Origin of the sequence: Brevibacterium sp. FAM 27836 (genome assembly GCF_051351055.1) — a bacterium.
Lineage (GTDB): Bacteria > Actinomycetota > Actinomycetes > Actinomycetales > Brevibacteriaceae > Brevibacterium.
This window is the reverse complement of the sequence record NZ_CP195711.1, coordinates 3,166,275-3,178,502: the sequence shown is the minus strand read 5'-3', so window position 1 is coordinate 3,178,502 and position 12,228 is coordinate 3,166,275. Positions and strand designations below refer to the sequence as shown.

The following is a 12,228-nucleotide window of genomic DNA, read 5'->3' as shown; positions in this document are numbered from 1 at the left end:
CCACGGAAGTGGTCCGGCCGCCTCGGTGAACGATTTCTTCTCCTCGTCCCGGTCCGATCCGGCAATCCTCGCCTAAGATCGCTGACATGGATCTCTTCGACTCCGAACTGCGCGTGATCGCCGCGGCCGAGGACCTCGCGCGGACGCTCGGAGCCGACGCGAACCACACCGTCGCCGCGGCCGCGATGGACACGACCGGCCGCATCCACACCGGGGTCAACGTGGACCACTTCACCGGCGGACCCTGCGCGGAACTCGTGATGATCGGCAGCGCCGCGGCCGCAGGAGCGGGCCCGCTGGTCACCATCGCCGCGGTCGGCGACCACGACCGAGGACTGCTCGCACCGTGCGGACGCTGCCGGCAGGTCATCCTCGACCTCCACCCCGAAGCCCTCGTGGCGATCCCCGACAAAGCCACCGGCGAGCGGTCGATCGCGCCGATCCCCGCGCTCCTCCCCCACGCCTACCGCCACCCCGACGCAGCACCGATGCGGCTGCTGCGCTTCAACGCCCGCTACCGCGAGGCGGTCATGAACGGAACGAAGACGCTGACGGTGCGCTTGTGTGTGATCAACTTTAAGTAGGCCGGTTCAGCTCCAGAATCCAGCCAGTACAGCGGCTGGATTCCAGCCATAACAGCCCGTCTCTGCTTCTGTGCGCCACTCCCAGAAAACACAAAGTCATGGGCGTGGCCGCTCTCATCGATTAGGTTCCCAAACGAACACCCCGATCCCGTTGCAGCAGGATCGAACCGGGGTGTCAGAAGGGAACCAGAAAGACCATGACCACACCCATGACTACCATCGAAAATATCAGGCGCCTCGACGCCGAAGGAAGATCCGGACGCCAGATCGCCACCGATCTGGGCATCGATCGTGAAACCGTCGCGAAATACCTCAACCAAGACGACTTCTCTCCGCAACCACCAGCCCCGACCCGTCAGGCCGGTGCTGCCGTCCTGGCAGGACTGACCCACATCATCGAACAGTGGCTGACCGACGATGCCCGCCGTCCCCGTAAACAGCGCCACACATCCAAACGGGTCTACGACAGACTCGTCGCCGAACACGACTATCAAGGCTCCTACTCACCCGTGCAGCGCTTCATCAAGGACTACAAGACCATGCACCGGGCCCGCAGTCAGGGCTTCTTCGAACTCGAATGGGCACCCGGACACGCGCAAGTCGATTTCGGTCAGGCCGAAGCGATCGTCGACGGCATCCGTGAAGTCCTCCACCTGCTGGTCATTACGTTCCCGTTTTCGAATATGCGTTTCGCTCAGGCCTTCCGCGGAGAAACCAGCGAATGCATCGGCCAGGGCCTGGCCACGATCTTTCACCACATCAATACCGTGCCCGTCGAACTCATCCTCGATAACGCCACCGGTGCTGGCAGACGCTGTGGCACGATTATCACCGAAGCCAGACTCTTCGCCGCGTTCAAAGCCCACTATCGGACTACCGCCCGCTACTGCAGCCCCTATTCGGGGCATGAGAAAGGCAACGTCGAAAACGCTGTCGGATTCATCCGCCGCAACTTCATGGTCCCCGAACCCACCGCGGTCTCCCTGGCCGGTTTCAACACGGACCTTCTGGCCTACTGCGACGGACTCGGCTCCGAGGATCACTGGAAGAAGGGCCAGAAGATCCAGGACCTGTTCGCCCACGACATCGCCGCGGGACTCGCGTTGCCCGGGATCGCCTTCGACCCGGTCCGCTACGAATCGCGTAAGGCCGATAAGACCGGCACCATCGTCATCGATGGTCATTCCTACCTCGCCGGCCCCGACTACCACAACAGGCTGCTCACCGTCGCGATCCGTCACGATGCCATCAGCATCCTCAACGAACGATCTCAACCTGTCATCGGCTTCGACCGCGCCTGGGGCCAGCCGGGGCCGACCGTGTTCACTCCCGATACGCTTCTGGCCGCGTTGATGACCAAACCCGGAGCCTGGTCGAACTCACCAGTCCGTGCCCAGGTGTCCGACCCTGTCCGTGACTGGGCCGATGCTGCCGATAGTCGGGCTCGTTCCGAGTTCTTCGGCCGTCTCGATGCCAGTGCCCAAGCCACGTCTTGGAACACCGCCGTCGAGGCTGCTGACAGGCTCATCCGACTCGGCGATGACCCCACCGGCCCAGGACTGCCGATGCTGGCCAGACGCCTGTGTCAAGGCAGCGAACCACCAGCATCGAACGTCGATTTAAGCCTCTATGACCGTTTCACCACTACTCGGCAGGAACAACCAGCATGACCATCACGACCACAGACGTCATCGACGCGGGACGACACACCGGCATCAGCCATACCGTCGTCGCCGAAGCCGCCGCCAAAGCAACTCCGAAACAACGACAACTCCTCCACGACCTCTTCACCGCCGAACACGCCTCCCGAGCCCATCAGCGCCGCACCCGGCTACTCAAAGCCGCGAAACTGCCCACCCTGAAAACCCTCGACGGGTATGACTGGACAAACATCAAGTTCCCCACCGACTACGGCCGCACTCGACTGACCGACCTCGAGTTCCTGACCACTGGTTCCGACCTCGTCTTCTACGGCGACGTCGGATGCGGGAAAACGCATCTGGCGATCGCTTTAGCCGCTCACGCCTGTCACCGGGGAATACCCGCCAGATTCTTCACCACCGCCAGCCTCGTCACACATCTACGCCGAGCAGCCGATCAAGGACGACTCGATAAGGAACTGGCCCTGCTGGGTAAGAACAAACTGCTCATCATCGACGAGTTCGGATATCTGCCCATCGATACCGAAGGCGCCAGGCTCCTCTTCCAGGTCATCGCCGACGCCTACGAGAAACGCAGCCTCATCCTGACCACGAACCTCGAGTTCGCCCGGTGGGGAACCGTGTTCGGCGACGACAACATGGCCGCAGCAATCATCGATCGCATCGTCCACCACGGCAGACTCCTCCACTTCACCGGCCAGTCCTACCGCGTCAAGAACGCACTCATGAGATGACCCCACCACCAGACACCGAAAGGACACCAACCATGAACTCTGTCAGCACCGACGAGCTCTTCCAACGATGCGAAACCGTCCTCTACGCAGCTGAAACCATCCTGCGCCGAAGCAGTCTCGACGGCCAGATCGCGATCTCATCAGCCGCCCAATTCCTGTTCGGCCCCGATCACCACGGAACTCACTACCAGCGCCTGCTGGCGGAGATCGAAACGCTGAAAGACCAGATTGCGGACCATCAAGGCTGGTAGTAACCACGAAGGTCAGGGCTGCGGACAGATTCCCATCCGCAGCCCTGCACGGGTAGGCACGTTCCCCGTATCGGACGCGGAGCTCACACGGCTGGAAACCATGCTCGCCTGGCTGGATTTTCGGCGCTCTTTTGGCCGGAAAAAAGTTGACAAAACACAGCGCTGGAACGAAGCCCATCGCACGGGTTCCGCACTGGCCTATTTCGAGGGCACCGAGCACGGTGCCGTCCCCGTGAGCATCACCTCGGTGACGGCAGAACGACTCAGCGAACTCAGCGCAGCAGACCTCGAACTCAGCCGACCCGGCGGCCTGGACCGCTATCGTGCGAACCTCCGCGACCACTACCCGGCCATGCCGGACGACGCAATCGTCGAAATCGTAAGATTCCGTCGAACCGCGCCCGATATCTGACACTCACTGTGCCCAGCCGCTAAGCTGGACAGCGAAGCACTGTGGCACAAGGTCACAGGCGCAAGAATGCATTCTCGACCGGGAGGACTCGACCCGATGACTGACAACGTCTACACCTCAGATGTGACCGTCGACCAGGCAACACCTGCACAGCTCGCGGAGTCAATCCGTCTGCGTGAGGAACGCATCGCGGACAACATCGACGAGCTCGTCGGCCGCATCCACCCGAAGGTGCTCGCGACGCGCGCCGTCAACAAGGCGAAGTCAGAGGTCGTCGAGGAAGACGGTTCACCCAAGCCCGAGATCATTGCGCTCGGTGCAGGCGCCGTGCTCGGCGTTGCTGCTCTCATCGTCGGCCTGTCCGGTCGGGGCAAGCGTGGCTGATGCCGCTCTGCCGATCCGGATGCTCCATGACCGGATCCTGCTCGAACCCGGCGCGGAAGCCGGTGAGCGCAAATCCTCGGCGGGCATCGTCATTCCCGCCACCGCCAGCATGGGCCGGCGCCTCGTCTGGGGCAGGGCCGTGGCGGCGGGCCCGCACGTGAGGCAGGCCAACCTCGGCGACACCGTCCTCTACGACCCCGAAGAGCTCGCCGAGGTGGAGCTCGAGGGGCGGGTCTATGTGCTCCTGCGTGAGCGCGACGTCCACGCGATCGCCGAACCTGCCGAGCAGTCCAGTTCCGGCATGTATCTGTGACGTTCCGGGCTGTCCCTCAGCGGGCCTCTGACCAGGGGCTTGCGACCTTCATCACAAAATCGGACGGGGGCCGATCTCGGTTTGCATGATCGGCGAACACCTGAGTAATATTAATTCTCGTTGCGCAACATGTGCGGCACGCACCTCTAGCTCAATTGGTAGAGCAACTGACTCTTAATCAGTGGGTTCCGGGTTCGAGTCCCGGGGGGTGCACCACAGATCGAGAACCGCCATTCGGATGATCCGGGTGGCGGTTCTTCGTCATTCACACCGGCAGTCGACTCTGCCGGATGCCTCTCATCTGCGGCTCTTGATCCCGGGACGGACTCGATTGTCCATCCGAGTCCGGTACGGCCGGAGCGCTTTGTCGGAGACTCCGCACCCGGCTTCGCATTCGAGCAGCGGGGCATTCGCCAGTGGCGCCTCGGCGCCGGGTTCGATGGTGCCGGCGGTGTCGATGAGACGGCAGTAGCAGTCCGGACACAGGAATGGTGCATATCTCATACAGATGCTCCTCATGGGCCAGACTCCGCTGACCTGTCATTGGGCATGCGGGCCACGGGCCGACATGAGCGCATGCAATCTGCACGCACCGTCGTTTTCAGACTAGCAGTCGCAGATGTGTGCCGGACGCGATTCGCTCAGGCTTGGCCGGCCCGAGCATAGGCGCCGAGGACCTGACGCTCGGAGTCTCCGAGGTAGGTTGCAAGCTTCTCCGCGGCAGCGCCCGGGCTGTCCTCGAGGTAGGTCTCGAGCACCTGGTGATTGCGGCCGATGAACGGCGCGTGCAGATAGTCGAGGACCTCGACCTTGAGGAAGGCCAAACGCAGCTCGGCGAGCACATTGGCAAACGAACGCATCAGCCGCCTGCTGTCCGAGAGCGAGACCACCGCGTTGTGGAAGGCCATGTTCGCCGTGCCCACGCTCATCCAGTCCTCGGCCGCCGCCGCAGTTTCCGCGGCTTCGATGGCCACTCTCATCTGCGTCGCGTTCGGGTGGTTCCTCTGCGCGTGCTCGAGCACCGAGCATTCGACGTGATGACGGACCCGGTAGATGTCGATGACGTCGGCCGTGCTCGGCGAGGCCACGGACACGCCTCGGTGCGGGATATGTGTGACCAGCCCCTGCTCCCCGAGCACCCGGAACGCTTCGCGCAGGGTATTGCGGGAGACGTCGAACTCCTTGGCCAGAGACGTTTCGGACAAGCGGTCGCCGGGGCGCAGCTCACCGGCGATGAGCCGCTCGGTGAGTCTGTTGACCAGGGAGGATTCGTGATTCACACCTCCATCCTAATGACACATGCCCGTGACCGGTGACGTTCTGTCGACAGTTTCCGCAAGAAAATGTGATCTGGGTCTACCTCTGTTGAACAATCAATGCTAGATTGTATAGCGATCTTCCGGATTGCGGTCGAGCGCCGACACTGCGGTCACCTCGATTTCGCTTTCGGATCGTCACCACACCAGGCCCCGTCACACAGTCGGAGACTCCAATGTCGCAATCACCGGAACCCCAACCATCCGGTTCTTCCTCGAACGCCGCCACCGGTTCGCAGCCGAACACCTTGGACGGCAAGATCAGCCGCACCGCCATCATCGGTGCCATCTTCCTCATGGCCACCTCGGCGATCGGGCCGGGATTCATCACGCAGACGGCCACGTTCACCGCCCAGATGGGTGCGGCCTTCGCCTTCGCGATCTTCGTGTCGATCCTCATCGACATCGCCATTCAGCTCAATGTCTGGCGGATGGTGACCTCCTCGGGCAAACGCGCCGCGCAGCTGGCATCCTCGGCCGTCCCCGGATCGGGCATCGTCCTCTCGATCCTCATCGTCATCGGCGGCCTGGCCTTCAACATCGGCAACATCGCCGGCGGTGGCCTCGGCCTCAACGCGCTGCTGGGCATCGACCCGAAGCTCGGCGGTCTCGTCACAGGAGTGCTGGCCATCGGGATCTTCCTGTTCAAACGCGCCGGCAAGGTCGTCGACACCGTCGTGCTCGTCCTCGGCGTCGGGATGATCATCCTCACCTGCATCGTCGCGATCGTGTCGAATCCGCCCGTCGGCGAGGCGATCAAGCAGTCCTTCGTCCCCGACACCATCAACTTCGCGACCGTGACGACCATCGTCGGCGGCACAGTCGGCGGCTACATCACCTACTCCGGCGCTCACCGCTACCTCGACTCGGGCAAGATCGGACCGCAGCACGCTCCCTCGGTCATGCGCTCGGCGCTGTCGGGAATCCTCGTCACCGGCATCATGCGCTACGTGCTCTTCCTCGCCATCCTCGGCGTCGTCGCCTCCGGAGTCGCCCTCGACCTCGACTCGAATGTCGCGAACCCGGCCGGTCAGGCCTTCGCCGCCGTGCTCGGCGATGCCGGAATGCGCATCTTCGGGGCGATCTTCTGGGCTGCGGCACTGAGCTCGGTCATCGGCGCCGCCTACACCTCGGCGACCTTCCTCTCGGCGTTCTCCACGCGCCTCGCAGGCGGCTGGCCGCTGCAGCTGGCGACCGTGACCTTCATCGTCGTCTCACTCATCGTCTACCTCATCGTCGGCACCGCACCGGCTACGCTGCTCGTCTTCGTCGGCGGCTTCAACGGCCTCATCCTGCCCATCGGCCTGACGATCTTCATGTACATCGGCTGGTTCAGACCACGCCTGCTGAGCACGGACGCGTACCCGAAGTGGTTGCTCATCATCGGCACCGCGGCAACACTGGTCACGTGGTACACGGCTGTGCAGTCCATCGGCCCCATCTTCGCAATGATCGGAATCGGAGGGTGACAATGACCACCACGAACGAACTGAGAATCGACCTCAACTCTGACCTCGGGGAGAACGTACCCGACCGTGTCGTCAGCGACGATGCGGCCATGCTCGGCCTCGTCACGAGCGCCAACGTCTCGTGCGGCTTCCATGCCGGCAACCCCGAAGGCATCCGGGCCACCGTCGATGCCGCCACCCGCGGCGGCGTCGTCATCGGCGCCCACCCCGGCTACGACGACTACGAAGGCTTCGGTCGACGCGCCCTCGACGTCCCGGCCGCAACCCTGCAGGCTCAGGTCGAATACCAGATCGGCGCCCTCCTCGGCCTGACCACCGCGGTCGGCGGCACGGTCTCCTACGTCAAGCCGCACGGCGGGCTGTACAACGCGATCGTCCGCGACCAGGCGCAGGCGAAGGTCGTCGTCGATGCGGTCAAGGCCGTCGACGACTCCCTTGTCTTCTTGGGCCTCGCCGGCAGCGTGGCCAACCGGGTTGCCGCCGAGGCCGGTCTGACGGTCGCCGCCGAAGCCTTCGCCGACCGCTCGTACAACCCCGACGGTTCCCTGGTCTCCCGCAGCGAGCCGAATGCCGTCCTCCACGACCCCGAGGCCGTGGCCGCCCGCGTGCTGCGTCTCGTCCAGACCGGTCAGGTCGAAGCGATCGACGGCAGCCTCGTCGATGTCGACGCCCAATCGATCTGCTTCCACGGCGATTCGCAGGGATCGATCGACATGGCCCGCGCCGCGCGCGAGCTCCTCGAATCCGAAGGAGTCACCATCGCCGCATTCGCCGGAGCCGGGCGATGAGCGCGAAGTCCACCGCCGGTGCCGAAGCCCGCGCCCGCATCCGGGCCGGGGCCTCGGAGCCCACCTCGGGGATGGCGCCGGGCCTCGTCCAGGCGAACCTCATCTCCGTGCCCGCCGACTGGGCCTTCGACGTCCTGCTGTTCACCCAACGCAACCCGAAGCCATGCCCGGTCATCGACGTCCTCGAACCCGGGCAGGTCGAATCGGGTCTGGCCCCGGGCAGCGATCTGCGCACCGACATCCCCGGCTACCGGATCTGGGAGAACGGCCGGCTCACCGGAGAGGTCACCGACGCCACGCATGCGTGGGAGGAACACCCGGACCTCGTGTCCTTCCTCATCGGCTGCTCCTTCACCTTCGAAAACGGACTCACCGAGGCGGGCATCCCGATCCGCCACCAGGACGCCGGACGCAATGTGCCGATGTACCGCACCTCCACCGCGTGCGCCCCGGCCGGTCGGATCAGCGGAGACATGGTCGTGTCCATGCGCCCGATCCCGGCCGCCCAGGTCGCCGAGGCGGTGCGCATCACCGACCGCTTCCCCGCCGTCCACGGCGCTCCCGTCCACATCGGCGAACCCGCTCAGATCGGCATCACCGACCTGAGCACACCGGATTTCGGAGACGCCCCGGCCATCGCCGACGGCGACATTCCCGTGTTCTGGGCGTGCGGAGTCACCCCGCAGGCAGCGGTCCAAGCCTCGGGGGTGCCGTTTGCGATCACGCACTCACCAGGGAAGATGTTCATCACCGACGAACCGGAAGACACCTACCGCCAATGACGACCGACCTGACCTTCCACACCGCTTCCCGGCGTCACCTCCTCGTCGAATGCGCCGACCTGGCCGCGACGATGACCCTGCACCAGAGCCTGGAGGCGGCTGACCTGCCCGGCGTCGTCGAGCTCATCCCCGCCGCCCGCACCGTGCTCATCGACTTCGATCCCCGCCGCACCGGCGCCGGGATCCTCGAGCAGGCGATCCGCGGGCTCGACCGCACCGAATCCGCGTCAGCTGCGGCTCGGGAGGTCAGCATCCCGGTGACCTACGACGGGGAAGACCTCGCCGAGGTGGCCGAACTCCTCTCCGTCTCCCCCACCGAGGTCATCGCCCGTCACCAAGCGGCGACCTGGGAAGTCGCATTCGCCGGGTTCGCTCCCGGTTTCGGCTACCTCGCCGGTGACGACGAACTCTTCGATGTTCCTCGCCGCTCCTCCCCGCGCACCCGTGTGCCCGTGGGTGCGGTGGCCCTGGCCGGCGAGTTCACCGGCGTCTACCCTCGATCCTCCCCCGGCGGGTGGCAGCTCATCGGACGCACCGAAGCGAGACTGTGGGATCTCGACCGGCAGCCCCCGGCTCTGTTCGTCCCCGGCACGATCGTGACGTTCACCGATGCGGAGCGGGACTCCATCAGCGTGGGACACGAGGCGGCGAGCGCGAGCGCGGACGAACAGGCCAGCGCGTCTGCTCCGGCGACGGAGGCGAGCGAGTCATCGGCACACACCCTCGAGGTCCTCCGCCCCGGTCTGCAGCTGCTCGTCCAGGACCTCGGGCGTCCCGGCTTCGCCTCGATGGGCGTCAGCAGTGCCGGAGCCGCCGACCGCACGGCCCTGACGACCGCGAACCGGCTCGTCGGAAACGCCGAAGACGCGGCCGGACTCGAGAGCTTCGGCGGCGGGGCACGGCTGCGGTTCACCGGTGACGGAGTCGCCGCAGTCGCCGGAGCCGACGGGACGATCACCGTCACCGCCGGCGATGGCACGGTGTACACGCCCCGCCCCGGCGAGGCCTTCGCTGTGGCCGACGGGGACGAACTCGAACTCGGCACCACCACCCGCGGCATCCGCCGCTACCTCGCCCTCCGCGGCGGCATCGACGTCACCACGGCCTTGGACAGTGCGTCGGCGGACACACTCGCGGGACTCGGGCCGGCAGCCCTCGACAAGGGCACGACGCTCGACCTGCACACCCCCGTCGCCGCACCCCACCTCGTCGATCCGGTCCCAGCTGCCGCACGCGACCTGCCCCAGCCCGGTCAGACCGTGACTCTGACGGTGACCTTGGGCCCGCGGGAGGACTGGTTCACCTCGGCCGGCATCGACACTCTCCTGTCTCAGGAGTGGACGGTCACCCACGAATCCGACCGGGTCGGGCTGCGCCTGTCCGGTGAGGTCCCGCTCGAACGTGCCCGCACCGGCGAGCTGCCGAGCGAGGGCGCGGTCACCGGGGCGCTGCAGGTCCCGCCGAACGGACAGCCGGTGCTCTTCGGCCCGGACCATCCGCTCACCGGCGGCTACCCGATCATCGCCAGCGTCGACGACACCGACCTCGCCGCGCAGCTGGCTCCGGGTGTCACGCTGCGCTTCACCACCTCTGCCCGTGCACACGGGGCACCCCGCACACACGAGAACGAAAGCTGAATCATGTCGACCATCCTCATCGCCAACCGCGGCGAAATCGCCGTCCGCATCATCCGTGCCTGCGCCGAACACGGGCACACCTCGGTAGCCGTCTACGCCGATCAGGACGCCGACGCCATGCATGTGCGCCTCGCCGACGAAGCCTTCGCTCTGCCCGGGACCGGTGCGGGTGAGACCTACCTCAACATCGAATCGATCCTCAGCGCGGCGCGGGCCGCCGGTGCCGATGCCGTCCACCCCGGCTACGGTTTCCTGTCAGAGAACGCAGACTTCGCCGCCGCTATCGAGGATGCCGGGTTGGTCTGGATCGGACCGACCGCGGAGACCATCACGGCACTCGGCGACAAGGTCACCGCCCGCCAGCTCGCGCAGAAGGTCGGCGCTCCCCTGGCGCCGGGCATCGACCAGCCCCTGAAGGATGCGAGCGAGGTTGAGTCCTTCGCCGCCGAGGCGGGACTGCCGATCATCATCAAGGCCGCCCACGGCGGCGGCGGGCGCGGCATGAAGATCGTCCACGAGCTCACCGACGTGGCCGGCGCCTTCGATTCAGCGACCCGTGAGGCCGCCGAGGCGTTCGGTCGCTCCGAATGCTTCGTCGAGAAATACCTCGAACGTCCCCGTCACCTCGAAGTCCAGATCGTCGGCGACGGTCAGGGTCGTGTCGTGGCCGTCGGTGATCGCGACTGCTCCGCGCAGCGCCGCAACCAGAAACTCATCGAGGAGGCACCCGCCCCGGGCCTGTCGGCGGATCAGCGCGAGCGCCTGCACCGTTCGGCCGAAGCGATCTGCGCCGAGGTGGACTACCGCGGTGCCGGCACCGTCGAATTCCTCCTCGCCGCCGACGGCACCATGACGTTCCTCGAAGTCAACACCCGGCTCCAGGTCGAACACCCTGTCACCGAGGCGACGACCGGGATCGACCTCGTCGCCGAACAGTTCCGCATCGCCTTCGGCGACGGCCTGTCGCTCGACTCGACACCACGGCCGCAGGGGCATGCGATCGAGCTGCGCATCAACGCCGAGGACCCCGGCCGCGGCTTCCTGCCCACTCCCGGACGCATCGACGTCCTCGACGTGCCCGGCGGGCCCGGCATCCGCTGGGATTCCGGTCTCCGTGCCGGTGACACGGTGCAGCCGGCCTTCGACTCCCTCTTCGCCAAGCTCATCGTCCACGGTCCCGACCGGAGTGCGGCAATCGCCCGGACGATCACCGCGGCCAAGGAACTCCACGTCGAAGGGCCGGCCACCGTTCTGCCGTGTTCGCTGGCGATCCTGTCCGACGAGGCGTTCACCCGCCTCGGGGAAGACGGCGTCGAGGGCATCCATACTCAGTGGATCGAATCCGAGCTGCTGCCGCGCTTCGAGGCGCAGGACCGTCCCACACCGGGCTCGGGTGGTCAGATGCAGCGGATGCAGATCGAGATCGGCGGGAAGCTCACGACCCTCGGGCTGCCCGCCGGGCTGCTCGCCGCCCTCGGTTCGGCCGGTGGGGCCGGTCAGGGCAGCACCGATCAGGGCGGTGACGGCAGTGCCGCCGGCCACGGTGGAGCCGCCTCGGCGAGGGGAGGCGAAGGAGGGGCCGTCGCCGGGGATGTCACCGCACCTGTGCCCGGCAGCCTCGTCGACTTCCTCGTCGACGACGGTGCCGAAGTCGCCGCCGGAGACGAGGTCGCCGTGCTGTCGGCGATGAAGATGGAGACCCGGGTCGAAGCACCGGTCGCGGGCACGTTCCACCGGGTCGCGGCCGTCGGCGATGTCGTCGCGGTCGACCAGGCCATCGCACGCATCGGCTGAGGCATCGGCCAGTCCATCGCACGCATCGGCTGCGGCATCGCCCAGTCCATCGCACGCATCGGCTGAGGCATCCCAGGCGACAACGGAATAGAGTGGTGGACAG

At 65.9% G+C, this 12,228-nt stretch carries 14 protein-coding genes and 1 tRNA gene; 13 read left to right on the top strand and 2 right to left on the bottom strand.

Going from position 1 to position 12,228, the window contains the following annotated elements:
* Positions 1 to 86: 86 nt before the first annotated feature.
* The 8 genes from ACSE4D_RS14245 (at position 87) to ACSE4D_RS14210 (ending at position 4,555) form a co-directional block, all read left to right on the top strand.
* Entirely contained in the window at positions 87 to 584 is a 498-nt protein-coding gene (locus ACSE4D_RS14245; RefSeq protein WP_436326128.1) for a cytidine deaminase, read from the top strand.
* A gap of 209 nt (positions 585 to 793) precedes the next feature.
* Positions 794 to 2,254: an IS21 family transposase gene (gene istA, locus ACSE4D_RS14240; RefSeq protein ID WP_135542790.1), complete on the top strand. Its 1,461-nt coding sequence runs from the start codon at positions 794 to 796 to the stop codon at positions 2,252 to 2,254.
* Positions 2,251 to 2,979 (top strand): IS21-like element helper ATPase IstB, encoded by a 729-nt coding sequence (gene istB / locus ACSE4D_RS14235; RefSeq protein ID WP_135542789.1) that lies wholly within the window; start codon positions 2,251 to 2,253, stop codon positions 2,977 to 2,979. Before istA ends, istB begins: the two co-directional genes overlap by 4 nt.
* A 32-nt stretch (positions 2,980 to 3,011) precedes the next feature.
* Positions 3,012 to 3,230 (top strand): hypothetical protein, encoded by a 219-nt coding sequence (locus tag ACSE4D_RS14230; protein WP_135542787.1) that lies wholly within the window; start codon positions 3,012 to 3,014, stop codon positions 3,228 to 3,230.
* Entirely contained in the window at positions 3,208 to 3,642 is a 435-nt protein-coding gene (locus ACSE4D_RS14225; RefSeq protein ID WP_436326127.1) for a hypothetical protein, read from the top strand. The genes ACSE4D_RS14230 and ACSE4D_RS14225 overlap by 23 nt, the downstream gene beginning before the upstream one ends.
* 96 nt (positions 3,643 to 3,738) lie before the next feature.
* Positions 3,739 to 4,026: a DUF3618 domain-containing protein gene (locus ACSE4D_RS14220; protein ID WP_135539651.1), complete on the top strand. Its 288-nt coding sequence runs from the start codon at positions 3,739 to 3,741 to the stop codon at positions 4,024 to 4,026.
* Positions 4,019 to 4,339 carry a GroES family chaperonin gene (locus ACSE4D_RS14215; protein WP_135539653.1) on the top strand — a complete coding sequence of 107 codons (321 nt, stop codon included), beginning with the start codon at positions 4,019 to 4,021 and terminating at the stop codon, positions 4,337 to 4,339. The genes ACSE4D_RS14220 and ACSE4D_RS14215 overlap by 8 nt, the downstream gene beginning before the upstream one ends.
* 140 nt (positions 4,340 to 4,479) lie before the next feature.
* Positions 4,480 to 4,555: transfer RNA gene (locus ACSE4D_RS14210), tRNA-Lys, on the top strand.
* Positions 4,556 to 4,636: 81 nt separating this feature from the next.
* Here ACSE4D_RS14210 and ACSE4D_RS14205 read toward each other — a convergent pair.
* A complete protein-coding gene (locus tag ACSE4D_RS14205) occupies positions 4,637 to 4,843 on the bottom strand; it encodes a hypothetical protein (protein WP_135541357.1) in 207 nt (68 codons plus the stop codon).
* A gap of 137 nt (positions 4,844 to 4,980) precedes the next feature.
* Positions 4,981 to 5,619, bottom strand: a complete 639-nt coding sequence (locus ACSE4D_RS14200) for a GntR family transcriptional regulator (RefSeq protein ID WP_425118861.1) — start codon at positions 5,617 to 5,619, stop codon at positions 4,981 to 4,983.
* Between the two features lie 212 nt (positions 5,620 to 5,831).
* On the opposite strand from ACSE4D_RS14200, the gene ACSE4D_RS14195 reads away from it, so the two are divergent.
* Genes ACSE4D_RS14195 through ACSE4D_RS14175 form a run of 5 tightly spaced genes read left to right on the top strand, consistent with a single transcriptional unit; the run spans position 5,832 to position 12,125 of the window.
* Positions 5,832 to 7,124 (top strand): NRAMP family divalent metal transporter, encoded by a 1,293-nt coding sequence (locus ACSE4D_RS14195; RefSeq protein ID WP_135541361.1) that lies wholly within the window; start codon positions 5,832 to 5,834, stop codon positions 7,122 to 7,124.
* Positions 7,125 to 7,126: 2 nt separating this feature from the next.
* Positions 7,127 to 7,912: a LamB/YcsF family protein gene (locus tag ACSE4D_RS14190; protein WP_436326126.1), complete on the top strand. Its 786-nt coding sequence runs from the start codon at positions 7,127 to 7,129 to the stop codon at positions 7,910 to 7,912.
* Entirely contained in the window at positions 7,909 to 8,694 is a 786-nt protein-coding gene (locus tag ACSE4D_RS14185; protein ID WP_426937340.1) for a putative hydro-lyase, read from the top strand. The genes ACSE4D_RS14190 and ACSE4D_RS14185 overlap by 4 nt, the downstream gene beginning before the upstream one ends.
* The gene (locus tag ACSE4D_RS14180) at positions 8,691 to 10,331 is read left to right on the top strand and encodes a 5-oxoprolinase/urea amidolyase family protein (RefSeq protein ID WP_426937339.1); all 1,641 of its coding nucleotides are present in this window, start codon (positions 8,691 to 8,693) and stop codon (positions 10,329 to 10,331) included. Before ACSE4D_RS14185 ends, ACSE4D_RS14180 begins: the two co-directional genes overlap by 4 nt.
* 3 nt (positions 10,332 to 10,334) lie before the next feature.
* A complete protein-coding gene (locus ACSE4D_RS14175; RefSeq protein WP_426937338.1) occupies positions 10,335 to 12,125 on the top strand; it encodes an acetyl/propionyl/methylcrotonyl-CoA carboxylase subunit alpha in 1,791 nt (596 codons plus the stop codon).
* Positions 12,126 to 12,228 lie beyond the last annotated feature (103 nt).

Excerpts from the sequence above, each read along its gene's own strand:
- ACSE4D_RS14245 (WP_436326128.1), top strand. The coding sequence starts at position 87 with ATGGATCTCTTCGACTCCGAACTGCGCGTGATCGCCGCGGCCGAGGAC.
- istA (WP_135542790.1), top strand. The coding sequence starts at position 794 with ATGACTACCATCGAAAATATCAGGCGCCTCGACGCCGAAGGAAGATCC.
- istB (WP_135542789.1), top strand. The coding sequence starts at position 2,251 with ATGACCATCACGACCACAGACGTCATCGACGCGGGACGACACACCGGC.
- ACSE4D_RS14230 (WP_135542787.1), top strand. The coding sequence starts at position 3,012 with ATGAACTCTGTCAGCACCGACGAGCTCTTCCAACGATGCGAAACCGTC.
- ACSE4D_RS14220 (WP_135539651.1), top strand. The coding sequence starts at position 3,739 with ATGACTGACAACGTCTACACCTCAGATGTGACCGTCGACCAGGCAACA.
- ACSE4D_RS14205 (WP_135541357.1), bottom strand. The coding sequence starts at position 4,843 with ATGAGATATGCACCATTCCTGTGTCCGGACTGCTACTGCCGTCTCATC.
- ACSE4D_RS14195 (WP_135541361.1), top strand. The coding sequence starts at position 5,832 with ATGTCGCAATCACCGGAACCCCAACCATCCGGTTCTTCCTCGAACGCC.
- ACSE4D_RS14190 (WP_436326126.1), top strand. The coding sequence starts at position 7,127 with ATGACCACCACGAACGAACTGAGAATCGACCTCAACTCTGACCTCGGG.
- ACSE4D_RS14185 (WP_426937340.1), top strand. The coding sequence starts at position 7,909 with ATGAGCGCGAAGTCCACCGCCGGTGCCGAAGCCCGCGCCCGCATCCGG.
- ACSE4D_RS14180 (WP_426937339.1), top strand. The coding sequence starts at position 8,691 with ATGACGACCGACCTGACCTTCCACACCGCTTCCCGGCGTCACCTCCTC.
- ACSE4D_RS14175 (WP_426937338.1), top strand. The coding sequence starts at position 10,335 with ATGTCGACCATCCTCATCGCCAACCGCGGCGAAATCGCCGTCCGCATC.